This window comes from Desertivirga brevis (genome assembly GCF_017355835.1).
Genome location: NZ_JAFEWF010000008.1, coordinates 36,860 through 62,103, shown reverse-complemented (window position 1 = coordinate 62,103; position 25,244 = coordinate 36,860). Strand labels below are relative to the sequence as shown.

The window sequence follows — 25,244 nt, the reverse complement described above, 5'->3', positions numbered from 1 at the left end:
CTGAACTTACAAACAGAGTATGAAGGCTGATTGGAGAAAGCCTGAATGTATCATTAGCGTCCAACTTCCCGTAAGGGGACAATGAAAACGATCCTGCCTCTTCTCTTATACTTCTTTTGCCTCGTTATCTCCTGTACTGAAACAACCACAGGCGAACCTGCGAACAATATAACTGATCAGCAAAAAGATAGCATCAGCAGCGAGAACGACGTATGGCCCATGGTGAAATCTGTAAGCTGGAACGTTGGTATTACCCACAAGCTCGAATTCTTTTATAATCCTGACAGTTCTTTAAACTACTACTTATCGGGTAGCAGTAACTTGCCGTCTAAATATAAAACCCAGTTTATTTTCAAAAACAGAAAGCTTGATGAAGCTGTGTTCGAAAATACATCAGTAAGCAGGTTTCTGTATAACGACTCAGGCAAGGTGAAGGAGTTAAAGAATATCAATAACGGGGTTGAAACTTCCAGAAGAAGTTACATCTATGACCCGGAAGGAAGAATCCAACATCTGGAATCAGAAGTTCTGATGCACGGAGTACTAACGACTACCTGGGAGAGTTCTTTTAATTATGACGCCGAAGGAAATATTATTAAAACAACAACGATCAATTATGATGAAAATGGAGAGGCTTTAGACACAATCCAACGTAACATTCAGCAGACATCGCCACCCCTTGACTTGAATCCCTACAGTTTGCTGCACCCCCTTTATCAACATCAGGCTCAAGAGATATTTGACCTTGTGGTTCTGAACCAGATTAAAAAACTTCCTGTTAAAATCTCGGAGAGTGGCAGAAGCTCTACCGGTCCGATCAATTACAAGTATTTCTATACGATTTCAGATAAGCTTCTGATGAAGGTCAAGTGCAGAATTGCTATTGGTAACAATCCTGCATATGACACTGCTGAAGCGCTATTTCAATATTAACCTTGCGATAAGAACGCCCAAATACCTGAGTAATCCTTTTTATTAGGAGAGGAATTTGGGCCAGCCATTTCTTAGAAACGCCATCTCGAAAAACCTTCTATCGCTTCATACTCTGCCAGCCCAAGCTGATTGTAGGCATTTGCAGTTTCTCGCGTACGATCTTCTGCCCTTACCCAAAACTCTCTTGAGTCATCACCCGGGAATACGGGCCGGTCTTTCTGGGACTGGTGTTTAAAAATAGCAAAGCGCTTTCGCTCCACTTCTTGGGGAGACAAAGGAACAGCCATCTCAATCTCATGTATCGCATACTCATGCCATGCTCCGCGGTATAACCATAACCAACAATCTTTCACCCAGTCTTCCGTCTGCTTAAGCCGCTTCAAAGCAGTTAGAACAATATCAAAGCAGACTTTATGAGTGCCATGGGGGTCGGCGAAGTCGCCCGCAGCAAATACCTGATGAGGTTTTATCTCCTTTAACAAATTCATAGTTTGCTGAATATCATCCTCATGATCCTTTACTTTCGAAACTTTACCGCGATCGTAGAATGGAAGATCCATAAAATGAATATTTTCATCAGGTAGACCTACAAATCTAGCTGCAGCGGTAGCTTCTCCCTTTCTTATCAGTCCCTTTATCTCAAGGATCTCTTTAAGGTCAGGTTGGTTTGGTTTTTTAGCACTCAGAAAGTCCTTCATCTTCCGATAAAGCTCTTCCTGACAATTAAGATCGAGATTTTGTTTGCGACAGAAGTCGATCGAGAACTCAACGAACCGCAAGGCATCGTCGTCCCATACTGCAGTATTTCCTGAAGTCTGATAGGCTACATGAACATCATGACCATGGTCGGCCAATCGAATAAAGGTGCCGCCCATTGAGATTACATCATCATCAGGATGCGGAGAAAATACTACCACCCTTTTTTTTGCCGGCAAGGCTCGTTCCGGTCTGCGGGAGTCATCTGCGTTGGGCTTCCCTCCGGGCCAGCCGGTAATAGTTTGTTGTATTTTGTTAAAGATATCAATATTCAGATCATATACCGGCCCCTTCTCCGTAGCGAGTTGGGCCATACCGTTATTATTGTAGTCTTCAACCGTTAACTTGAGTATTGGCTTATCGACTTTTTCTGAAAGCCAGCTAACCGCCTTTTTAATCAATGCCGCATCCCAGACGCAATCCTTTACTAACCAGGGGGCATTAAAGCGGGTTAGGTCTGATGCTGCATCCTTGTCGAGGATAAACTCAACATTCTCTGAAAGCTGGAGGTAGGTTGCCGGAACGTCAGAAGAAATTTCTCCTTCTACAGCCTTTCGAATAATAGGGGCCTTTTTCGAGTTCCAGGCCATGAGAATAATCTCTCTGGCTTTAAAAATTGTGCCTATTCCCATAGTAATGGCCTTGGTAGGTACGTTTTGCTTTCCACCAAAGTCACGGGCTGCATCCCTTCTCGTCAAGTCGTTCAAGGTGACCAAACGAGTACCTGAATTGGGTGCAGAACCGGGCTCATTAAAACCGATATGACCAGTCCTTCCAATTCCTAAAATTTGCAGGTCTAGTCCGCCGAGGTCACTGATCTGCTGTTCATAGTTCAGGCAGAAGGCTTCAATCTCGTTCCGGTCAAGAGTGCCATCCGGGATATGGATATTGGCGGGGTCGACATCAATATGCTTGAAAAGGTTCTCATGCATAAAGGTGACGTAACTCTGTTCTGCATCTGGCTTCATTGGATAATATTCATCCAAATTAAAAGTAACCACATTCCTGAAGCTTAATCCTTCCTCTTTATGCAATCGTACCAGCTCTGCATAAACCTTAATTGGCGTTACCCCGGTAGCAAGCCCTAACACAGCCATTTTATCCTGTTGCTGTCTGGTTAGAATCAAATCGCTAATTCTCCTTGCAACAACTTTTGAAGCCTCTGCTTCATTTTCAAAAATCCTTACCGGTAATTTTTCAAACCGAGTCTCTTCTAATAAATTTAATCGTAACATTCAGATCAGATATTACTTAACAGATAAGCTTAATATATAGGAAAAGGATGCAGGAGCAGCGGTAACGGTGTATTGAGGCATAGGTTTGGGGCCACACGCGTTTGAGCCTACTCCAAGTGTTTTATAGCCGATGCATAATGCAGTAGTATTACTCTCGGGCAGGTCGATCCGGTACTCTACCGGCGCCATTTGCTCGTCAGTATAGGGCAGGGCGGCAACTTGCAGAAGCGAGTTATCAGACAAAACCTTCAAAGTTGTTCCGGTATTATTTGCTAACGTCGCCCAGCGTACATCCTCGTGATTACCACACTCCATGGGTTTCTCGTAAGGAGTTAATTGTTGCATTACAGTACTTTTATAGATGCCTATTTCAGAACCACTCTTACGGTCGGAGTAATTCTCCATTGGGCCCCTGCCAAAATAACTGAACTGTTCATACCTTTTATCCAGAAGCATTCTTACACCCATTCTGGCTAATACCAGTTCAGGTTTAGTAGAATTAACTTCATTTTCAACCCTAATACTTCCGTCTGCAGTTATGGTATATATTACTTTATGGCTAACAGTAAAGTCCTTTTTTCCTAAACCCTTAAGCAGCACAGTAACCTTTACAGATCCTGCAGGAAGCTTATTAACAACCAAAGACTCTTTCTTCCAGTTAAGTTCTTTCAATCCATACTCATTCCATCCTTTATCTGCATAGATGTCATCCTCCTGGTGTGGAGCTCTCCATAAATGCAATACCGGTCCCCCTCCTTCTTTGAGCAATTTATTATTGTTGCTTACCAGGTCAATGATCGTCCCCTTTGCTTTATCAAACACCACTTGGAACATACTACCATTAACAGAAATAAGATCTTTTTTTTCTTCAACGGTTAGTTTGGGACCTTTAGCAGCTCCTCCCAGATCCTTCTTTGCAGCAACTCGAGTACTTGCCGGAAGCTCTAATTGTTCTGAGGCCAATTCGATTCCTTTCTTTGCCCAGAGTTCATCTTGCTTTAGCTTAAAAGAAATCCTTATGTGGTAAATACTCCCGGAGTTGGTTGCAGATTCAGAATAAGGAATGGAAATTTGCTTTTCAGACCTGGGGCCAATGTTACTGATATCAATCTTTCCTGAATCCCGCTTAACACCGTTTTCACTTAACTCCCAGATGGCCTCAAATCCATCCAGGTTTACAAACTGATACTTGTTACGGATGGAAACCAAGCCTTTCTGAAGATCGATAGGTTTAACGCGTATCCATTGGAAAACATATTTCATTTCCGGGTAGTGGGGTTTTGCCTCCCGCTCTGAGTTGACTACTCCTTTATGGATAAAATAATGATCATTCGGAAACTCACCAAATCCTCCTCCATAGGCTAGAATTGGATGTTTAGGATCCCTTCTGTTATAAATTCCCTGATCCTGAAACTCCCAGATTGCACCACCAAGAATGGAAGGATACTTATCGAACAGATCTCCATATTCCTTTAATGAACCCATAGAATTAAACATAGCATGGGCAAACTCACATAAGTAGAAAGGTTTCTTTAAACTCGTGTCAGCGGCGATTAATTCTACCGATGACAGTAACTTCTGCTTCCAACTTGGATTCTCGTAAGGAATTATAGGTGAATACATCTTACTATCAAGATCAGCTGGATTAGTTTTGTCGCGAGAAAAACCCTCATAATGAGTTGGACGTGAACTATCCAATCTTTTAACTATATCTAAAGCTGTCCTGAAATTTCCTCCTCCTGTTCCGCACTCATTTCCCAAAGACCAAATGATCACCGAGGGATGATTTTTAAAACTTTCAACATTGGCCACATTACGATCGATGATCGCTTGCTTCATTAAAGGTTCGTCATTAAAACGATCCATCAATCCATGACATTCCACATTTGCCTCTGCTACCAGGTATAGACCATATTGGTCACAGAGCTCATACCAGCGTGGATCATCAGAATAATGACTCGTACGAACGTGATTACAGTTACCCTGCTTTATAACCTCAATATCGCGGATCATCTGGGCCTCTGTAATGGCATGTCCAACTTCAGGCCAGTTCTCGTGGCGGTTAACCCCCTTTAATTTTATAGGAACACCATTCACCATGAATACCCTCCCCTTGATCTCAATTTCTCGATAGCCTATCTTTTGCGATAAGATTTCCGATACTCCATTTTTATCAACTAATTGAAGCACACAGGTATATAAAGATGGAGTTTCAGCTGTCCATTTATCAGGATTTGTAACAGGAATGCTTAAGTTAACCTCACGCTCCTGCCCTTTTCCAAGTTCCGGTACCTGGACTTCGGCAGACTTTATTACATCCTGCCCCTTGTAGATAGTTGCAAGCAATTTTTTACCGCTTATCTTCTTTGAAGAATAATTGGTCACTTTGGTGGAAATCAAAGTAGTGGCGTTTTTATAATTCTCATCAAGATCGGTCTTTATAAAAAAGTCACGGATATGGGTTTCAGGTGCCCGCCACAGGGTAACGTTTCTGAAGATCCCACTCAGCCGCCACATATCCTGATCCTCCAGATAGCTACCGCTTGTGTATTGGTATACCTCCACAGCAATAACGTTTTCCCCCGATCTCAAATAAGCGCTGATATCAAACTCCGCAGCATTGCGGCTATTAACACTATAGCCAACTTTTTTTCCGTTGATCCATAGGAAGAACCCTGCATCTACCCCATCAAATGTTATAAATGTTCTCCCTCCCTTCCAGGATGCAGGAACAGTAAAAGTGCGACGATAGCTTCCAACGGGATTCCGTTCCTTATAAGCAGTATAATTTTCAGGGGGAGTACTCATCACCCGGGGAAAATCCTTTTGAAAGGTATACCCTATGTTGCGGTAAAAGGGAGTTCCATAGCCCTTGATCTGCCAGTTGGAAGGTACTTCTATATCCTTCCAGCCAGAAACATCAAATTCTACTTTATAGAAATCCTGTGGGCGCTTTTGAGGCCAGGAGACCCAATTGAACTTCCACTTTCCATTTAAACTTTTAGCGAAGGTAGATGCATAGCGCTTTCCTGCCATTGCCTCGTCTAAATTTGCATAAGGCATTAAAGTGGCATGTGCCCGGCTTTTATTGATGCCTAAGATTTGAGGGTTCTCAATCTCGGCAGGCACGGTAGCCTCTCCAGCACTATCTACCGTGGCTTTTACCTGTGCCAAACTTTGCAGGGAAAAATTAATTACTGCTGATAATAACAGCCCGTAGAACTTCATCATGAATTAAAAACATTTTATTTGCGACGTATTCCTATTAACTTTCCGGAAGAAAGTCACTAAAGATTCAATCTGTATTTAAAACAGGGTTGCCACCTGTTTCCTATATTTTTGGTAAAGCTTTTTCGATTCCTCAACAGGATTTCCGCTAGGTTTAACAGGATAATCCTTCCTCGCATTCACCCAATCCCATTCCCATTGTTTTATTTCCTTAGCAAATTCCTCTTTATTCAAAGGCTTTTTACCATCCAGGTCCATTTGAACTGCCGCAAAAAATTTTTGCCATCTTGGCTTATAGAAGTCATTTAAAAGGCCACTCCACTGCCTGCATGCATATTCATTAAGAGGACAATCTTTATCTCCCCAAAGGGTAATAAGATCTTTGGCGTTCATCTCATAGATTGCCTTTTCCTTATCTGTTCTGCCCCAGGCCCGCGCATCAGCAACCCATGGTCCAAGCATGAAATCTTTTTGGGTAGCCAAAAGTCTATCCATATCAGAAATCAGTTCTAAAAATTGCACACTATATTTCTTGAAGGTTAGCTTATCCCGCTTCTCATAAGCTGTTACAAATTTTCTTTGTAGAGGTAAAGCGTGGTTTGCTAGAACCTGTCTGCTCAAATCCACCAAATCATACTGGAAACCATTGCTATTCTTACAAGAGCCGGAAGCTTTTATTAAAGCATCCCAAGCCGGAAGGATCTCCTTAGCTTCATAATTTAACTTTGTTTTTGCCCATCTACTTGAGCTATCAGTGGTTGGCCGGGCTTGTATAATAGATTCTGCACCGTCCCTGATGTACTTATCCGCCGGGACTGTATACACAGTCTTTCTTAATATATTCCAGGCATCTATAGCATCTTTATTTTTGGTACCGTAACGGTTGTACACAAACTTTGGAAGCCATTTATTAAGGTCGATTGCATCCTTTCTCCAGGTGTTATCCATCATCAATTCGTACATCACAGGATTCTGCTCAATTCCTTCCATGCTCAGCCCTATTCCTTTTAAATTTCCACTTTTGGCATCGTTAAGAGCTTCTGCCGGCGCCTCTGCAACCACATCCATACGACCAAAAAGATTTGTGTTTCCGCCAAAGTTATGTAGCATGTTCCAAATCCAGGGCTTGCCATAAAACGCACTCGTACGTTTCCATACCGGTTCAATTTCAGTCGCAAGATCTAACAATATCATTTTGTCATTTGGTACAGCTTTCAACAAAGCTTCGGTTTGAGGTTCTTTCCAAAACTTCCTGTCGCTATAAAACAACCAGCCCTGCATTACCCAAACAGCTTCGGGATCAGCCTGGCGCATTCCTTCATATACTCTTGCACTTAGTTTAGACAAAAACTCTGGTTCATCAGAAGGAGGCTCATTCTCATTAAAGGTATCAGCAGAATACAAATGGTCTGTACCTAATAAAGCTGTTTGTTTCTCGAGGAACATCTTCCCGATACGGGCAAACATCGGATCCTCAGAATCAAGGATATAAGTATCTGCAAAACCGTTTGTCCAGTTAGTTGCCTTCAGCTTGGCTTTAGGGAACTTTTGTTTAAAAGAAGCAGGAACGTGGCCTGTAAAAGCAGGTAATACAGGCTTCATACCTAAAGAGCGTTGCCGCTCCAGGATCTTCTTCTGCAAGTCGAAATGTTCCTTCATCCAATTCAGTGGAAGCGGGCCGCCCCAGCCATCTATGTTTCCCATCCAAAACCATGAAAAATAAGCAGGACCTGTAAAAAAGCCCTTCAGATCTTCATCGCTGAAGCCCATCTCCTTATATACCAAATACCAGGTATACTCCTCGCCGGTGATGGCCAGAGGCATGTTGATACCATGCAACGCCATCCAGTCGATCTCTTTTTCCCATCTGCTCCAATCCCACCAGCTCATGCTATAGTTGAAAGTGCAATAGTTGAGATAATACCTGTATTCATATGGGGTTTCCTTTCTAACCTTGCCTGGTATTGCGGGTAATACCTTTGGCAACTTAAGGTTACTGCCGTTCCAGGTTATCTGGCAATGCCCATATTCTGTGAGGTAATAATACAAACCAGAGGCCAGCGCTACGCCATTATTTCCCCGTATAATTATTTTTTTATCACGGCTCTCCAGTTCAAAAACGTCTTTCCCGCTTGTTCCAGGGATTGTTTCCAATATAAAAGAATTAGCCCGGGCTGGAAGGATACGGCTTATCAGGTCCTTTCCGGCTTGATTGTTCATTTGAGCCTTGCTTAACAATGCAGGCAGCAGTAGGATGAAACAGAAAATAGTTTTTTTTAATCGCATAAAAAGAATTCAACTACCAATAAATTGTATAAAGAGCTGTGAGTATTCCTGTAATCAGAACCGACCCAAAGGCAAAGCTCGGATGAATGCGGAACATGGAAGTATCAACTTCAATTACAGTTTCATTGCTTTCCTTAGGCTGACTAAGCAGGCTTATTGCTACCATTACAATACAAATGATCACAAAGTCAATAGTCATCCGGTCAAGGAAAGGGTAATCAGGAAATGCTCCCTTTGTCCATACTGGTAAAAACTTAAGAATAGTAGACAAAGGAATCGTTAGTAAGGCTCCCGCCATAGCAGCACTCGCGGTTGTACGCTTCCAGAAAAAACCCAAAAGGAAAATTGCCAATACGCCGGGAGAAATAAATCCTACATATTCCTGAATGAATTGATAGGCTTGATCGAGTGATTTTAGTGCAGGAGTAACAATTGCTGCAATGGTCATAGCTACTACAACTGCCCATCGTCCGATCCGGACCATCTTCCTTTCGTCAGCTTCCTTGTTAAAGTACTTCTTATAAATATCCAATGAAAATATTGTCGAAATACTATTTGCCTTTCCTGCAAGAGAAGCAACTATTGCAGCAGTAAGGGCAGCAAAAGCAATTCCTTTTAAGCCCGGAGGTAATAAGTTCATAAGGGTTGGATAAGCATGGTCCGGTTTTAACACACCATTGACTGTCATTTCAGCCTGGAACATCCCCTTGTTGTGCAATACATACATTACGATACCCGGGAGTACAGCAATCAGGGGAACCAATAACTTAAGGAAGGCTGCAAAAAGGATACCTTTACGCGCAGTCTTAAGGTCTGCTCCGAGAGCCCTTTGAACGATATATTGATTACAGCCCCAATATGCAAGATTATTGATAAGCATCCCGCCGATAATAACGGAGGTACCCGGCAGCTCGTTATAGTATTTGTTCGATGAATCAAATATCATATGAAAATGTCCAGGCGCCTCTCTTCTAAGAATTGCCAGGCCGCTTAAAATATCTTTACCAAAACCATATTGCTGTGCCAGTAATGTAAGGGCCAGGTAGGTGGTTACCAAACCACCAATAATTAGTACGCAAACCTGAATAACGTCTGTGTAACCGATTACTTTCATTCCCCCCAATGTTACTATCATAGAGAAAATGCAAAGAGCAATAATGCAAAATTCGAAGCTTACTGATGAGATAGATGAAATAGCGAGTGCCCCCAGGTAAATGATTGACGTAAGGTTCACAAATACATAAACCAGCAGCCAGAAAATAGCCATTACGGTACTTACACTATCATTATACCTCATTGATAGAAACTGAGGCATGGTGAAGATCTTATTCTTCAAGTAAACAGGAATAATGAAAACTGCTACGAGAATTAAAGTAGCGGCAGACATCCATTCATAAGAGGAAATGGCGAGTCCGAGAGCAAATCCAGAACCTGACATTCCAATAAAATGTTCGGCAGAAATATTTGATGCAATAAGTGAAGCGCCAATTGCCCACCAGGTAAGAGAGCCTTCTGCCAGGAAAAAATCTTTTGAGCTGACTTCCTTTGTCTTCTTTTTCTGATAAACATAGTAGCCGTAAAAAGCAACAACGACGAAGTAGATGAAGAAGACGATATAGTCTGCGGTTTGTAATTGGTTCATTGTTGATTGATGATTAATTATTTAATTATTTAATTGCACGCCCCCTACAGCTTCAGGAACATTTTTCTTTTATATAAAAACCTTAATAGGAATAGCTGAATTACAAATACACCTATCCAAATAAGAGCATGATGAAACACTTCGGGAGTTCGGTTGATCAAACCGCCAAAAATAAACTCAGAGCTAGCCTGAAAATTAACCAGTCCATGAGCTGCCATATAAATAAGAATTGAATTGGTACCGATCCAGATCAGCGGCTTGCTCCACTTTTTCAATTCCCATACGTCTATCGCAAGATAAAAGATCGAAAAAACTAACAGGCTTAAGCCACCGGCAAAAAGCACAAATGAGCTCGTCCACATGATCTTGTTAATCGGAAATAGTAGATCCCACATCAAGCCGGCACCTACCATTACTATTCCTCCAAGAATCATTGTTGCTCCCTTTCGGCCGGGAGTAAACTCTAAGTTAATCAAAACATTTGTTCTTAAGAACTGCCCCGTAAATACACCAAGTAATGCAGTTCCCACAGCTGGGACGGTTGATAACAAGCCTTCAGGATCATACACCTGACGATGGAGTTTTCCAGGAAGCAATAAGCGATCTATAAATGCAGCCAGATTTCCGGCCGGAGTAAATATTCCATTGCCATAAACAGGAACCGGAATTAAAGTCATCATTGCCCAGTACCCTAACAAAATTACCCCGAACCAGATAACCTGCTTTTTCAAAGAACAATTTAAATAAATCAGAGCTGCAAAAAAACAAGCGAGAGCTATCCTGCCCAACACACTGGCAAAACGTGTACTTTCGTATCCCTGAAACTTGAGCAATCCATTAACTACCATTCCCAATACGATCAATAAAACTGTACGTTTAACCAGAGAAATATAAATCTGGCGTTTTGTTCCCCTACCTTTAATTTCATTGCCATCCAGGTATCGTGCATATGAGAAGGGCATAGAAACACCGGCAATAAAAATAAATAAGGGAAATATCAGATCGTAAAATGTAAAGCCATTCCAAACCGAATGGTGCAATTGATTACTGATTCCGACCATTATTTTTTCTAACACAGATAATCTTGAATCTATAGCTATCTGCCAGCTTTCGGGGTCCTGCACCAAAGTGTACTTTTGCTTGATGGCAGCTGCAAAACCATGAAAAATTTCTTCTCCACTAATGATCCAAAACATATCGAAACCACGTAGCGCATCAAGAGATAATAGCCTTGAATTAACTTTTACCGCAGAAGGGTTATTAACAGGAACAGCTGAAGCCAGTTCGATCATATGGATCTTTTAATGGAAGAAAAATATTTATTTCTTAATAAGTGTGTGATACAGAATTTTCCCCTCATAATTGATGGCCTGCACGCGTAATTGGTTAGTACTTACTGAAAATAGCATAAAGCCATAGTCAGAAGCAGAAAGCTTGCTGTGATCTACTAAACGGGCTGGAGTAGCTTCCGAAGCTGAGCCTGAAATAAAGTGATGAGTAGCTCCGGGTGGTTTTATGTATTGCAAGCTATGTTCGTGCCCGGTAAGATAAACGTCTACCTTATACTTATCTAATACAGGCTTGAGAGAATTACGAATGGCTTTTGTATCGTAGCCCTCAGTCCTGCTACCTCCTGTAAACATAGGGTGATGACCTACAACAATCTTCCATTTAACGTCAGTCCCTGCGTTCTGCAACATTTTCTCCAGCCAGCGTTTTTGTTTGGTAGTATCCTGCCCCTTAACATTCGGCCCATATTCGGGATTTTTATAAAATTCAGGAATTAAGGGATTTGTGTCAATAAAAAGCATAAGCACCTTTTGTGAAGGATCATTATTGATATTAAAAGTCTTTGAATAATATCTTGCAGGCATCTTCCATCTTCTGCTGATGGATGAATACTCGACCTGAGCGTCAGGATTTGACTTGTAATCATGGTTCCCAAGTATCACATACCAATCCCACTGCAATGAAAAATCGGTATAAATATCTTCGAAGGAATACTTAAAAAGTGGGTCAGATTTGCTGATCACCCCACTGGGATAAAAATTATCACCTGTTGCTACTACGAACTGAGCTTTCGTATCGCGGGCAGTCTTTCCCATTTGCCTGGCCACTTCTTTCTGATGATCATCTCCGTTCCGGCCCCAGTCGCCCATAGCAATAAAATTAAGAGCCAGGGGATCTCTAACCAATGCTTTGGATGGAGAAGCTACAAAAGCACTATCCCGGATGAGCACTTGAGCAGTGGCAGGAAATACAGACCTTAAGAAGAATATAACAGGAACAAGAAGGAAAAGCTTTCGCATTTTTTGAACAAGATAAACAAAGCCTCCGGACATTTCGCCCGGAGGCAGACTTAGTTTTAGTAATTAATAGTTCTTAATTATAACCTGGATTTTGCACCAGATTAGGATTAGTAGCCATTGCTGTTGTTGGGATAGGATAAATACGGCGATAAAGATCCGAATTCGTTTTGGCCAAGCCCCAGGTTCCTTCAAATTTTCCAAAACGGATCATATCATTACGATGCCAGTTTTCCCAGGCAAACTCCCTGCTTCTCTCTTTATACAGCTCTTCAAGATTAATACTGGTGTAAGCACCAGAAGTTGTACGGTTAGTTTTAACCTGATTTACCAGGGATAAAGCCGTTGCCCCTAAAGTAGGAGTTCCACCACGTAAAATTGCTTCAGCTTTCATAAGCAGAATATCTGAATACCGGAACACCGGAACATCATTACTTTGATTTCTACCTACTGTGTTTGTGTAATCCGGATAGAACTTAATGTTCCTCACACCTGTATTCCAGGCAATCTCATCCTTTCCTAAATCATAAGAATTAGCACCAAACCTTGAACCGGTAAGTGGAGTTAAATTAAGATGGTACACGTAAGACTTTTTGGCTTCATCCCCTGTTACTGTTTGGTCGTAGCCGCCCTTTGTAGTACTCACCATAATAGGACTTCCATCCTGCCAGTATTGTAATCCGCTTAACCATTGCTTGTTTCTTACGTCATTAGGATCATTAAAGTTAGCATAGAATTCTGCTGTTGTCATCCTTGGACCGCTCGGTCTGGCATTTAACAATCCATTACCGGTATTTAAATTCATTACAGGGTTCGTATAAGTCCCTGGTGTTGATCCCGAATAAGAATATCGAATACCTAAATTCCTGTTAAGGTCATAACGGGCATGTAACATATAACCGTTTGATGTTGACGCATCATAAGGGATCGCAAAAATAAATTCCTTCTGGCTTGGACCATTTGTAGGATAAAACTGTTGCAAGTAGCTGGAGGCGGGTTCTACTGCATATAAACCAGAACTTATAATTTGATCACAGGCCGCGATACACTCGTTATATCTTGCAGTCCCTGTATAAACTTCCGAGTTTAAGTACATTTTGGCCAACATCGCATAAGCCATATATTTCGTTGGCTTGCCATAGGTACTAGCTCCGGTTATACCCTTTAAATAAGGGATAGCATTTTTCAGCTCCTTTTCAACAAAACTGAATACTTCAGCCCTGGGTGCTTTTGCTTTTAATTCTTTGCTTCCATAAACTGTATCAAGAGGTACTCCTCCATACAGGTCCATCATCATGAAGTAAGACAGGGCTCTGATCGTTCTTAATTCAGAAAGTGTTGTACTCTTGTCGTTACCCGCTGGAGCAGACTGGTCTATAATGGAAAGAGCTTGGTTGGATGTTCCAATTATATTACTCAGATAACTCCATACAGCCGAAACGGATCCATTATCTTTTGTCCAGGTATGACGATGCGTCTCCAGATAACGGTTTCCATCCACCCAGTCTGAACCAAAGAATGGCAGTACTGCTTCATCAGTTGAAAGACTTTGCAAAAACCAATAGGCTACTGAATAGTCGCTTCTTAAATTTATGTAAACCGGGCCAGTGGCTGCAGTAAGCTGAGCAGCAGTTTTAGGGAAAACCTCCGGAGTAAGCTCAGATGTTACTTCGACTTCCACTTTTTGGCAGGAAGAAAACAATACTGCCGTTGTTAAAAGACTGGCAATTCCATTAAATATCTTTTTCATCTTGAATCTTCTTCTTTTTTAAAATGATACGTTAGCTCCCAATAGGAATGTACGGGTTTTAGGATAGAAGTTGTTATAATCAATACCCGGAGCAGCTCCTCCCTGATTTATTTCCGGGTCTATTCCAGAATATTTGGTTATGGTGAACAGATTATTTACCGAGAAATACAGCCTGACGTTATTTACGTTTTTTACAGATTTCTTGATATTATAACCAAGGGTAGCATTGTCTAAACGAACATATGATCCATCTTCGATATAACGATCTGAGTAGAAGGAGTTTTTATTATCGTTGATCTTATCATCCGCTGCACTATTTAATAAGTTGTTGCTGGTGGCTGCTGTTACAAACGATAGGTCAGCTCTTGTTGCGTTAAATATTTTATTTCCAAAGGTGCCGCGAAGAAATACATTCAGATCCCAGTTATTATATCTCACGGTATTGCTCCAACCCATCATCAATTTGGGCTGAGGGCTCCCCACATAAAAGTAGTTCGTACCACTAACAGGAGTTGAAGTGATAGATCCATCTCTATTGTAGAATTGAGATACGCCGTTAGCATCCTTTCCAGCATATTTCAGAGAATAGAACTGACCGATTGGATAACCAACTTTCAGGATTTGAAGACTTGAACCCGACTGCCCAGGACCTTCAGGACGAGTGTATACAATAGAATCTCCGTTTGCAAAAGGACTAGTAAGGTTAGTGATCTTATTCTTGTTGGTCGCAAGATTAATGCTGGTTGACCAATTAACTTTCTTGCTTGCTACTGGCGTAGCGCTTAAGCTAAATTCGATACCCCTGTTATTGATACTTCCACCATTTGACCAGATAGCACCTCCTGGTACCAATGCATTAGATACATTATATCTGAAAAGCATTCCTTTAGTATCTTTTTCATAAACATCAAAGGTACCTGTGACCTTGTTGTTAAAGATTCCAAAATCAAAGCCTAAATTTTTTGAAGTAGTTTTCTCCCATTTCAAATCCGGATTGGCTCCCTGAGTTGGACCGTACGCTGCTTCCATAACCCCATTGTTATAGTAAGTACCATAAATGCCGTAAAGCAATTTTGCATTATAGGCACCTATTCCCTGGGAATTACCTGTAACACCGTAGCTCGCTCTTAATTTTAATTCAGATATAACTGGTAGTTGCTTCATGAACTCTTCCTGGCTAATTCTCCAGGCCAAGCCCACTGAAGGGAAATATCCCCAATAATTGTTTTCCCCAAAAGCAGAACTACCGTCTTTACGAATAGATCCCTGGAACAAGTATTTGTCTTTGTAATTATAGTTCAAACGGGCAAAGTCAGATATCATCCTGATTTGTCCGTATGTAAGATCATCTCCGGCATTTATCCTGTAAGTTGGAATTGCGTAAGGGTTACCTAAGCTAAGGTTAGAATAACCAATATTATCTGCCGGGAAGTTTGTGCTAGACGTTTGAAAACCTTCGCCGTAAACGTTCTCCTGATAAGAATAACCTAATACTGCAGTAAGTGAATGGTCACCGAACTTTTTATTCCAGGTCAAAAACGTCTCTAACGTTTTATTCGTGTTCTGGAATGTATTCCTTAAAGCTGAGCCATTGGTTCCAAATAAATTGCCGATGAGGGTTTTTTGAATACCGATTCCAGGATCTGGATTGTTATAAAAGCCAGCAGTAGGATATTGAGAAAAATACCGATTGTAAAATTCGCCATGCAGGGAAGTTGTTCTTTGGTAGGATAAATTAACGTTGTATGTTAGATCGAATGGAAGTTTTACTTCAGTATTAAAACCACCAATTAGCACATTATATTTAGTTTCATCTTTAGCGTTATCAATCAATGAAACTGGATTATAATACCCGGTTGTATTGAAATTTTCGAAATAAGTGCCATTATTACGCATCACCGGAGAGATTGGAAGGTGTTTCGCTGCCTGTTGCAAGACAATATTCTGTAACGGTGTATAACTTGAATTGCTGCTGGAGTTTGACAGATTTAAACTGAATTTCACCTTATCTTTCAAAGCATACTGATCAATATTCAAGCGACCGATAATACGCTCTAATGAGGATTTAGAGAGGATACCATCCTTCTTGAAATAATTGATGCTCGCACTATAAGTACTATGTTCAGATCCACCGCTAAAAGAAAGGTTATGATTATGGGCTACAGCAGACGAGCGCTGAATTGCAGCCATCCAGTTTGTATTTGAACCAGAACTGTCATTGGGTGAAAATGATGCATTGTTTGCTGCTACATATGCGCTTAACTGATCTGCACTCATCAGATCCAGCTCATTGCTAACTTTCTCGTTGGAAACATACCCACTATAAGTTACCTGTGACTGCCCTTTTTTACCTCTTTTGGTGGTTACCATAATTACACCACTTGCTGCTCTGTTTCCATAGATTGCGGTAGCAGCAGCATCCTTTAGTACGTCAATTGAAGCAATATCGTTCGGAGCAATCGCCGATATGTCAGCTCCGGGAACTCCATCAATTACATAGAATGGAGCGCCAGGACTGTTAACCGTAGAAGCTCCGCGTAGAATAACAGCAGCTGGTTTATTCGGGTCGCCGCTTGCACTCACATTTAGTCCCGGTACCTTTCCTTGTAACAACTGCCCTACGTCAGCAATGGCACCTCTATTCAGCTCTTCTGGTTTTACCGTAGTTACAGAACTCGACAATGTTTTACGGCTGCTTGTTCCGTATCCTACTACCACAACTTCTTTCAATGCTTTATTTTCGTCATTTAATACTACTTTATAGCTTGTTTGGCTGGTTACAGCCAGCTCCTTTGTAGAATATGAAACTGCAGTAAACACTAGTACATCTCCTTGTTTGGCACTAATATTAAAGGCACCGGTAACGCTAGTTGACGTTATTTTCTTTGTTCCTTTTACGGTAACATTTACTCCTGGTACTCCTAGCCCGTCCTTATCTACCACTGTACCGCTAATACGTTGGTCGGCCTGCGCGAATGCAGTTTCCGATAATGCAAAGAATAAAAACAAAAGCAGAAAATTCATCCATCTGCCCTTACTACATCTAAGGTCGATTCTCATCATCTTAAAATATTTGAATTAAATTGGTTAACAATGCTATGGAAGCTTAAAATTTCAACGTGGCTGGCAGATACTTGGCTACTAGATCTTCATAATACGGTTTTAACTCCGCCCAGCTTTTCTGGTTCGGATTTTTGGAGTACAAGTCGTATGGGTTGAACAGGTTAACCCACTTAAACATTTCATGATCATGCTCGTTCATCAAATGATTATAGGCATGCTCTCTATGTTGAGAATAAAATGAGTGATAACGAAGCATATATAATCCCGGTTCCGGGATGTAATCCTTCATCATGTGATACACATATTCGTCGTGTCCCCATGACATATGAACATTATCCAAACCACAGTTCTCCTGATAGATCCCCAACTTTGTATTGTATCTTTCATCGTTATAATCCGGATTATGCTCAAAAAATTCTGAATAAACGATCTTATCAGAGAAAGCACAACCTACCGGGAAAGTATCGCCTACAACGGCCCACTGAGGCTCTCCAAACAGGCAGAGAACTTTTCCCATATCATGGATCAGTCCTACAAGCACCATCCAGTCAGGGTGACCATCATTCCGGATAGCTTCAGAAGTCTGAAGCAAATGCTGCATCTGATCCAGGTCCGTATCGGGATCTGAATCGTCTACCAATTGGTTTAGAAATGTGAAAGCGTCCCATATAGGCATTTCCTTCTTATCGAACTTAAGGAAGTCTGCCTTTTTCTGCATCACAAAGTCGTAGCTCTGGTACAGGTGATTTAGACGGTAAAATTCTTTTACCCCATCCTTCTCCGTCTCCTGGTAGTTTCTGAACTCCTCGGCTTTTTTATCCTGATTGATAACAGATGGATCAGGATACCTGTTTAACACATCCTCTTCCCACTCGTCGAGGCTAGATAGTGGCCTTAAGTCTCCGGCCGATAAAGCGTTTTTGTCTGGATTCATAAACTATAATTGGTGTTACTGCCATTAAAGTTCAGTAAATTCAGTCTCAGATTTTTCAAATAAACCGTTTAAATTTACTTAAACGATTAAGTAAAAAATGATATTTTGCACCTTATTATTTGATTTTAAGCACTCGAGAACATGAGCAATGTCACTATTAAGTTACTTGCAGAACGATTAAATCTATCAACAGCAACTATATCTAAAGCGCTGTGTGACAGCCATGAAATAAGCGTGGCGACCAAAGAAAGAGTGCTTGCCCTGGCAAAAGAATTAGACTATGTGCCCAACCCTTATGCAGGCAGCTTACGCAGGAATAAGAGCAAGACAATCGCGGTATTGATACCAGAGGTGGCAGATAGTTTTTTTTCATTAGCACTAAATGGTATAGAAGAAGTTGCCCTCGAGAAGGGTTACCATACTCTTATTTATCTTACACACGAAAAACTTGAGAGGGAAAAATCAATTTTAAAATCCTTGTCCGGAGGACGGGTAGACGGAGTCATCATGTCGGTAACTGTAGAAACAGCCTCATTTGAACATATCAAAGAGTTCCGCCGCCACTACCCCATAGTATTCTTCGACCGTGTTTGCAAAGAAATAGATACTGCCAAAATTACAACGAACGATTTCGAGTGCGGATATATGGCCACAAAACACCTGATTGAAGCAGGCTGCCGCAAAATTGCTTTGATATCTATTTCCAATAGTTTATCCATAATCTCCGAGAGAACTGAAGGCTATAAAAAAGCCATTGAAGAATTTGGATTAAACGAAGACTGTTGCCCAATCATCGATTTCCCTGATGAGCCAGGACTAGAATATGGAATTATCAGAAAAATGATGAGCAGTGCTAACCGGCCAGATGGGATTGTAGCTACCGGAGAAAAACTCACCACTCCAATTTACCTTGTTTGTCAGCAAATGGACATCAATATTCCTAAGGACATAAAAGTAATTTGTTTTTCTAATCAATCCTCAGCAATCATCCTCAACCCTACCCTAACTACTATTACACAGCCAGCTATTGAGATGGGAAGAACAGCAGCAAGTGCTTTGCTTAAATCGCTTAAGTATAACAGTCTTACTTTAACAGAAGAAAGCGCGATCATTCCTTCAACATTAATAACAAGGGGTTCTACTGCAGGATAAGCAACGGTAAAAGTTAGCTTTGTACAAAAAGGTGAGATAAAAGTAAATGACGAAGCTCACCTTTCTTAATCAGTCCCTTAATACAGAAATTTTCCAAATTAACATTCCCTCTATAAAGTCTAAACCTTTCTCATTCAGATTCGTAGTTTAGAAAAAGGAAAAATGAGTGTGATGCACTTCCTTAGCTGTAATTGGGTTTTCGAATGGCTAATACAAAAGATCATAGTAAAAAGAAGTGCAGCAAATGTGGGAAGCGATTGAACCTCCTTATCAAATAAAAAAATGAAGGATAGTGTAAATTTTATTCTATTTATACTCTTGATGTGTTTACTACTGCTTTTATTTCATTTTCAATAGCCTTCAGTAGTATAAAAAAGGTATAAAATAGAAAAGCCAGGAACCAGGTCCCTAGCCATTCTGTATCTAATTAACGCTCTCACTTATTAATACAAAGAATCCGTAATTGTTGTTTCGTTTTAGGAAAGCAATAGGTTTCCAATCTCTTCTGCAGCATTGGAAAAACCAGAGATGAATACTCAAGCTCTCTAACACAGTAATAACTCGTATTGTATTTTCCAGTAAATGGTCCTCTAAAAGAAAAATTACACCAAATACCCTGAGGTTATAAATAATTTTTTTTTACACAAGTATTAAAACATTGCATTGCACCTTTTCGTATCCTTGCCTACTTAACACATCAAAATGCAAGTAACACCACTTACCAGGATTGTTTACGTAAGTACCGCAAGTGAGCAGATATCGGAAACTGAGTTGCAATCCATCTTAACAAAAAGCAGAAGTAATAATGAAAAGAAAAATATTACTGGCTTATTGATCTATAGTTCGGGTAACATTATGCAGGTCCTTGAAGGGGACAAGCAAGAACTGGAGAACCTTTACAAGGTGATCAATAAGGATCCTCGTCACTTTGGAGTGATCAAACTTCAGGAGGTAACAGTAAATACCCGAATATTTTCTGAATGGTCAATGGGCTTTAAAACGGTATCACCCGAAGAATTTAAAAAAGTAGAAGGCTATCTGGATATCAGAGATTCAAATACGATGCAGGTAGCAAAATCAGATGATACAGTTAAAGAGATCTTTGAAATGTTTATCAACAATAATCAATAAGATGTTCAATTGCTTTAGTGTCGTTCTAAAGCAATTGCTCTATTGCTTCTGCCAATTGCCAGTCCTTAGCAGTAACTATGTTTCCTGCAGAATGGGTTGTTAAACGAATCTCTACTTTATTATAGGAATTCTGCCAATCTGGGTGATGATCTAATTTTTCGGCTACCAGTGCAACTTTAGTTAGGAAAGCCCAAGCTTCCTTAAAATCTTTAAATTCAAAACGTTTGTATAAAGAGTTATCTCTCTCCTCCCAGCTCGTTTTCATGGCCTATTTCCTCCTTTAGCTTCTTGGGAAGACTCTTAAACACCAGGTCATAGGAATGATCTATTAACTCCTTCAGCTGTTGGAAACTTAGCCTTCCCTGCATATTAACAGTGTTCCAATGCACTTTGTTCATATGATAACCGGGTTGCACTTCATCAAACTCTTCACGTAATTGCACAGCTTTCTCAGGATCACATTTAACGTTAAAACTGACCGGATTATTCAACCCGATCAATAGGAAGACTTTTCCACCTACTTTAAATACCAAGGTGTTCTCGTCAAAGGGAAATGATTCCGTCACCCCCTTCTTTTTAAGACATATTTCTCTTAATACTTCAATATCCATGAATATATACGTATAGGGAGCGCAGGTATAAACCGCAAAAGCAGCTGGCTCCTGTTGACAATAAAACAATATTACGGTTTAGACCTTATTCAATTATAAATCTCCTAAAATATTAATGAAAGGATCTTTTATCAAAAACCTTCACAGGGCATTCGCCATAGGGCTGTTTTTGCTGGTCCTAAGTTCCGTTGCCTCCTTTTTTGCTATTCGCGAATCTTATCGTCGAGCAGAATGGGTGCAGCACACAGAACAGGTAAAGGGACAGCTTGAAACATTATCTTCTAATCTGAAAGATGCTGAAACAGGTGTAAGGGGATATTTGCTTACAGGAGACTCGGTAACCTTGGCACCTTTCAAAGGTTCTTACGAACGAGTATCTGAATCATTTACTTCTATTGCTAAACTTACTAGTGATAATAAAAACCAGCAGGCTATCCTTCCCGAACTCCAATCACTCATCAAAACAAGATACGAGATTCTTAATCAACACATTGATGACAAGAAATTCCGTAATAGAGTAGATAGTATAAGAGTTTTTCGCGGCAAAACTGTAATGGACAGCATTAGAGCTACGATCAAAAGGATGCAGGAGCATGAAGACCACCTTTTGAAACGAAGAGAAAGTATTTGGAGCTCATATAAGAACATAAGTCCCCTGCTTATTATAGTGATAGCCATAATAGGAGCAATCACTGCCTATTATTTTTGCAAGCAACTTAAAACTACTTATTACCGAAATGTTCAACTACAAAAGATCCTTCAACAGGAGAAAATTGAAACAGACAAAAGGATCAAACTAATTGAAGATATTGCTCATCAGGTATCGCTGGGTAATTATCAACTGAGACTGGATGAAAAAGAATCCGACATATTGGGCAGCCTTGCTGCGAGTCTCAACCGCATGACATCCTCACTGGAGTATTCTTTTAATGCTATTAACGAGCTAATGGCAAAAAAAGATGATTTCATAAGTATAGCAGCCCACGAATTGAAGACTCCTCTCACCAGTATCAAAGCCTATTTACAGTTTATAGGTAGAGTTAAACTTGGACCAGATGAAGGTCGCAGAATTTACCCATTTGTAAGTAAGGCTAATATTCAGGTGAATAAACTTACAACTATTATCAGGGATCTCCTGGATGTAACCAGGATCAACGAGGGCGCCCTCCCTCTACAGGAATCTGAATTTTCTATTCGGGAAGCTATTCTGGAGGTATTTGAAGAGCTCTTTAATTCCATAAAAACTCATGAATTAATTATCGAGGGAGAGCCTGATATCTGCGTTAAAGCTGATAAATTCAGAATAGAGCAAGTGCTTATCAACTTAATAACGAATGCGGTAAAGTATTCGCCCGACAAAAATAAAGTCATAGCCCAAGTCATTCAACTCGATGGCTTTGTAAAGGTATCTATCCGCGACTTTGGAATCGGTATCGCAAAAGAACAGCTTCCCTTTATCTTCGAGCGGTATTTCAGGGTTGAACAAACCTCTCAGAACTTCTCAGGCTTAGGTTTGGGGTTATATATTTCCAAAGGGATAATCAGCAAGCATGGAGGGGAAATGGGAGTGAATAGTACAATTGGAGAAGGATCATTTTTTTGGTTTACACTTCCAACATTATGTGCTAGTGATAGGGCTGCAACCTAAATTTCTGACCGAATTAAACCTATTTAAATATACTGGTTCTATTTGTTAAATACTATAAATTTTGTAACCTTCGCAAACTCTAAAAATGTCCGCAAATTTTTACAAAAAAATCATATTCAACGCGCTCTTTCTTACAACCATTTATTTTGTAAGCGTTTCTTTTAAAAATACACTCCCCTTAAAAACTATTGTTATTGATGCTGGCCATGGCGGTATTGATGCAGGCTCAAAAGGAAAAATTTCATCCGAAAAATATGTGACTCTTCAAGTTGCTCTAAGACTTGGCAAGGCTATTCGTGAACGTTATCCCGATACCAGGGTAATCTATACCCGTTCTACAGATGTCTTTATTCCATTATACCGGCGAATAGAAATTGCTAATCAATCGAAGGCCGACTTGTTTATTTCAATTCACTGTAATTCCATGCCTACCAACTCACCAAGCCGTACAACAACTAATGGTACAGAAACATTCGTATCTGGATTTGGGCGGACCAAAGAACAGGATGTAGCTGTTAGGGAAAACGCCTCTATCCTTTTAGAGAAGAATTATCAAAAGAACTATGATGGCTACGATCCGCGTGACCCTGAGAGTATTATCATTTTTTCGCTTATAAAAAACACCAATCGAACACAGAGCATTCGTTTTGCTAAGCTTCTGCAAACAGAATATGTGAAGAGCGGCCGTCAAAGCAGGGGCTTCAAAGAACAAAGCTTAGCTGTTCTGGCTAAAGCTGGGATGCCAGCTGTCCTCACAGAAATTGGTTTTATCAGTAATCCAGCTGAAGAGCGATATCTCAACTCAGATGAAGGCCAGGATGAGCTTGTAGCAAGTCAGGTTAAAGCCATAGAGGCTTATGGAAGAGCAGTAGATTAAGGAAGAGCAAAATCTTTTAGCTTACGACTAGGTCAGATCAAAACTTTCCCGACTAATTAACAGAGATTTTTTTGGGAAATATAATATCCCTAAACGGTTAGGAAGGCAAGATATCCTAACGGGAACGATTTTTGGTGTTAGAAAAAGCTCCACGACAAATAAAGGCAACATAACCAAATACCAGCAATATAATTATTTGTCCTAGCAACAACCCGAGGTTGAAGTCAGATGTATTCACGGGAAGTTGTTGTGTAAGGCGGAGGACGCCAATCAGACATAGTGAAAGGCTCACCAGAAATATTATTTTCTTCATAAAAAAAGGAGAGATAAAATCTCTCCAAAGCTTATTTAGTAACAATTGTTGTTGTGGGTGTGTAAATTCCGAAAGTGATACCAGAAATTAAGCCGTTAACAAATGATTGTTTAGTTGTTACTGTATAGTCTGTAGCACCACCTGCTAATGCTTTTGCATCAGAAACGCCAACAGGAGCTAGACCATAGATCACATAATGGTTCCATTTAGTAACAGATTGACTTCCCTGAGCACCTTTACCCACAACAGTTGAATAAGTGTAACAAGAACTAAGGAACATAACTGCCATTGCAAGGCCAGCTAATTTGATAGACATTTTTTTAATCATGAGAATAACTATTTTTAGTTTAGTCCGCGAATATACTCTTTTTATTAACTCTTGAAATAATAAAATTAACTAATGATATCCAAAGATTTTTTTAGGCTGGCTGTTTGCTCTTGTGCAGATACTTCCGTTTATATTCTAAAGGAGTGAGGCGAGTCACCTTTTTAAAGTGACGGTAGAAGTTAGATACGTTATTGAAGCCGCAATCGAAGCATATCATCTCAGTAGGTAGCTTATCTTCAACTAAAGCTCTACAGGCGTGACTTATTCGGATCTCGATCAGGAAATCATAGTAGGTTTTCCGCGTCATTAATTTAAAGTAACGGCAGAAAGATGTAACACTCAAATTGCCGATAGACGCGATCTCCTCAAGGGTTATATCTTTGTTATAGTTGGACAGTGTGTAATTATATACCCTGTTCAATCGCACCACGTCCATTTCGTTCGACTGATACACGTTTTGTTGCGTCACTATTTGTTTGAACTCGGTAGTCTCAGAAAGGATCTGTAGTATGGAAAGAAAAATCACGATCCTTTCAAGGTTTGTTGCATTCAAAGCAGCACGCATTAATTCTGCAATCTTAGCTCTCGTTTCTCCTTTAATATCCATCCCACTTTTTGCCTTCTCAAACAGCTTTGGTAGAAGATAAGCTTCAGGTAAACTCAAAATATGTTTACCAAGGCAGTCAGGAAGAAAGTGGATCACTATCACCTCGATCTCTAGTTCCGGGTTGTTCTGATAATACTCGTCACTTGATCTCCAGGTATGAGGAAGATTTTCTCCCAGCAGAACTATCTCTCCGGGAGAAAAATTACTAATTTTATCCCCTATAAACTTCACCCCTTCTCCCTTTATTATATAATGCAATTCCAGCTCAGGATGGTAATGCCATATACCTACAAAATTAGATTTAACGTCATGCCTGACACTAAATGTACTTTCTGGCTTTACAGGTACTTTATGAAATAAAGGTTTCATAGCAGGAATTTGGCTTCTATGTGCTTGTGTTTCTTGATTCCGGTTACACTCCGGGAAATGGTTTACACTCAAAAG

Annotated in this window: 18 protein-coding genes; 5 read left to right on the top strand and 13 right to left on the bottom strand. The window is 40.4% G+C overall.

The window, feature by feature from the left end:
- The first annotated feature begins 81 nt into the window (after positions 1-81).
- On the top strand, positions 82-933 hold the full coding sequence (locus tag J4N25_RS18055; protein ID WP_207423202.1) for a hypothetical protein: 852 nt from the start codon (positions 82-84) through the stop codon (positions 931-933).
- Positions 934-1,004: 71 nt separating this feature from the next.
- Here the strand turns inward: J4N25_RS18055 and nagB are convergent, their stop codons facing one another.
- From nagB to J4N25_RS18010, 9 genes are all read right to left on the bottom strand, one after another.
- Complete coding sequence (nagB, locus tag J4N25_RS18050) at positions 1,005-2,924, bottom strand: glucosamine-6-phosphate deaminase (protein WP_207423201.1); 1,920 nt, start codon at positions 2,922-2,924, stop codon at positions 1,005-1,007.
- A 12-nt stretch (positions 2,925-2,936) separates the two neighbouring features.
- Complete coding sequence (locus J4N25_RS18045) at positions 2,937-6,155, bottom strand: glycoside hydrolase family 2 TIM barrel-domain containing protein (protein ID WP_207423200.1); 3,219 nt, start codon at positions 6,153-6,155, stop codon at positions 2,937-2,939.
- A gap of 75 nt (positions 6,156-6,230) precedes the next feature.
- Positions 6,231-8,372, bottom strand: a complete 2,142-nt coding sequence (locus J4N25_RS18040; protein WP_242695936.1) for an alpha-N-acetylglucosaminidase — start codon at positions 8,370-8,372, stop codon at positions 6,231-6,233.
- A 79-nt stretch (positions 8,373-8,451) separates the two neighbouring features.
- Positions 8,452-10,080 (bottom strand): sodium/sugar symporter, encoded by a 1,629-nt coding sequence (locus J4N25_RS18035; protein WP_207423198.1) that lies wholly within the window; start codon positions 10,078-10,080, stop codon positions 8,452-8,454.
- A gap of 44 nt (positions 10,081-10,124) precedes the next feature.
- Positions 10,125-11,372, bottom strand: coding sequence for an acyltransferase family protein (locus J4N25_RS18030; RefSeq protein ID WP_207423197.1), 1,248 nt, complete (start codon positions 11,370-11,372; stop codon positions 10,125-10,127).
- Positions 11,373-11,399: 27 nt separating this feature from the next.
- A complete protein-coding gene (locus tag J4N25_RS18025) occupies positions 11,400-12,389 on the bottom strand; it encodes a purple acid phosphatase family protein (protein ID WP_207423196.1) in 990 nt (329 codons plus the stop codon).
- Between the two features lie 73 nt (positions 12,390-12,462).
- Positions 12,463-14,136, bottom strand: coding sequence for a RagB/SusD family nutrient uptake outer membrane protein (locus J4N25_RS18020; protein ID WP_207423195.1), 1,674 nt, complete (start codon positions 14,134-14,136; stop codon positions 12,463-12,465).
- An 18-nt stretch (positions 14,137-14,154) separates the two neighbouring features.
- Positions 14,155-17,199: a SusC/RagA family TonB-linked outer membrane protein gene (locus J4N25_RS18015; RefSeq protein ID WP_242695935.1), complete on the bottom strand. Its 3,045-nt coding sequence runs from the start codon at positions 17,197-17,199 to the stop codon at positions 14,155-14,157.
- A 43-nt stretch (positions 17,200-17,242) separates the two neighbouring features.
- Complete coding sequence (locus tag J4N25_RS18010) at positions 17,243-18,133, bottom strand: inositol oxygenase family protein (RefSeq protein WP_207423194.1); 891 nt, start codon at positions 18,131-18,133, stop codon at positions 17,243-17,245.
- Positions 18,134-18,274: 141 nt separating this feature from the next.
- On the opposite strand from J4N25_RS18010, the gene J4N25_RS18005 reads away from it, so the two are divergent.
- Both J4N25_RS18005 and J4N25_RS18000 read left to right on the top strand, forming a co-directional pair.
- Positions 18,275-19,285 carry a LacI family DNA-binding transcriptional regulator gene (locus J4N25_RS18005; protein WP_207423193.1) on the top strand — a complete coding sequence of 337 codons (1,011 nt, stop codon included), beginning with the start codon at positions 18,275-18,277 and terminating at the stop codon, positions 19,283-19,285.
- 702 nt (positions 19,286-19,987) lie between these two features.
- On the top strand, positions 19,988-20,416 hold the full coding sequence (locus J4N25_RS18000) for a BLUF domain-containing protein (protein ID WP_207423192.1): 429 nt from the start codon (positions 19,988-19,990) through the stop codon (positions 20,414-20,416).
- A 25-nt stretch (positions 20,417-20,441) separates the two neighbouring features.
- Here the strand turns inward: J4N25_RS18000 and J4N25_RS17995 are convergent, their stop codons facing one another.
- Together J4N25_RS17995 and J4N25_RS17990 are read right to left on the bottom strand one after the other, a co-directional pair.
- On the bottom strand, positions 20,442-20,681 hold the full coding sequence (locus J4N25_RS17995) for a 4a-hydroxytetrahydrobiopterin dehydratase (protein WP_207423191.1): 240 nt from the start codon (positions 20,679-20,681) through the stop codon (positions 20,442-20,444).
- Positions 20,653-21,027 (bottom strand): MmcQ/YjbR family DNA-binding protein, encoded by a 375-nt coding sequence (locus J4N25_RS17990; protein ID WP_207423190.1) that lies wholly within the window; start codon positions 21,025-21,027, stop codon positions 20,653-20,655. Before J4N25_RS17990 ends, J4N25_RS17995 begins: the two co-directional genes overlap by 29 nt.
- Positions 21,028-21,142: 115 nt before the next feature.
- Here J4N25_RS17990 and J4N25_RS17985 point away from each other — a divergent pair, with 115 nt between their 5' ends.
- Both J4N25_RS17985 and J4N25_RS17980 read left to right on the top strand, forming a co-directional pair.
- Entirely contained in the window at positions 21,143-22,675 is a 1,533-nt protein-coding gene (locus J4N25_RS17985; RefSeq protein WP_207423189.1) for a sensor histidine kinase, read from the top strand.
- A gap of 85 nt (positions 22,676-22,760) precedes the next feature.
- Complete coding sequence (locus tag J4N25_RS17980) at positions 22,761-23,552, top strand: N-acetylmuramoyl-L-alanine amidase family protein (protein WP_207423188.1); 792 nt, start codon at positions 22,761-22,763, stop codon at positions 23,550-23,552.
- A gap of 344 nt (positions 23,553-23,896) precedes the next feature.
- Here the strand turns inward: J4N25_RS17980 and J4N25_RS17975 are convergent, their stop codons facing one another.
- Positions 23,897-24,181 (bottom strand): Bor family protein, encoded by a 285-nt coding sequence (locus tag J4N25_RS17975; RefSeq protein WP_242695934.1) that lies wholly within the window; start codon positions 24,179-24,181, stop codon positions 23,897-23,899.
- Between the two features lie 103 nt (positions 24,182-24,284).
- A complete protein-coding gene (locus J4N25_RS17970) occupies positions 24,285-25,169 on the bottom strand; it encodes an AraC family transcriptional regulator (protein ID WP_207423186.1) in 885 nt (294 codons plus the stop codon).
- Positions 25,170-25,244: the final 75 nt, after the last annotated feature.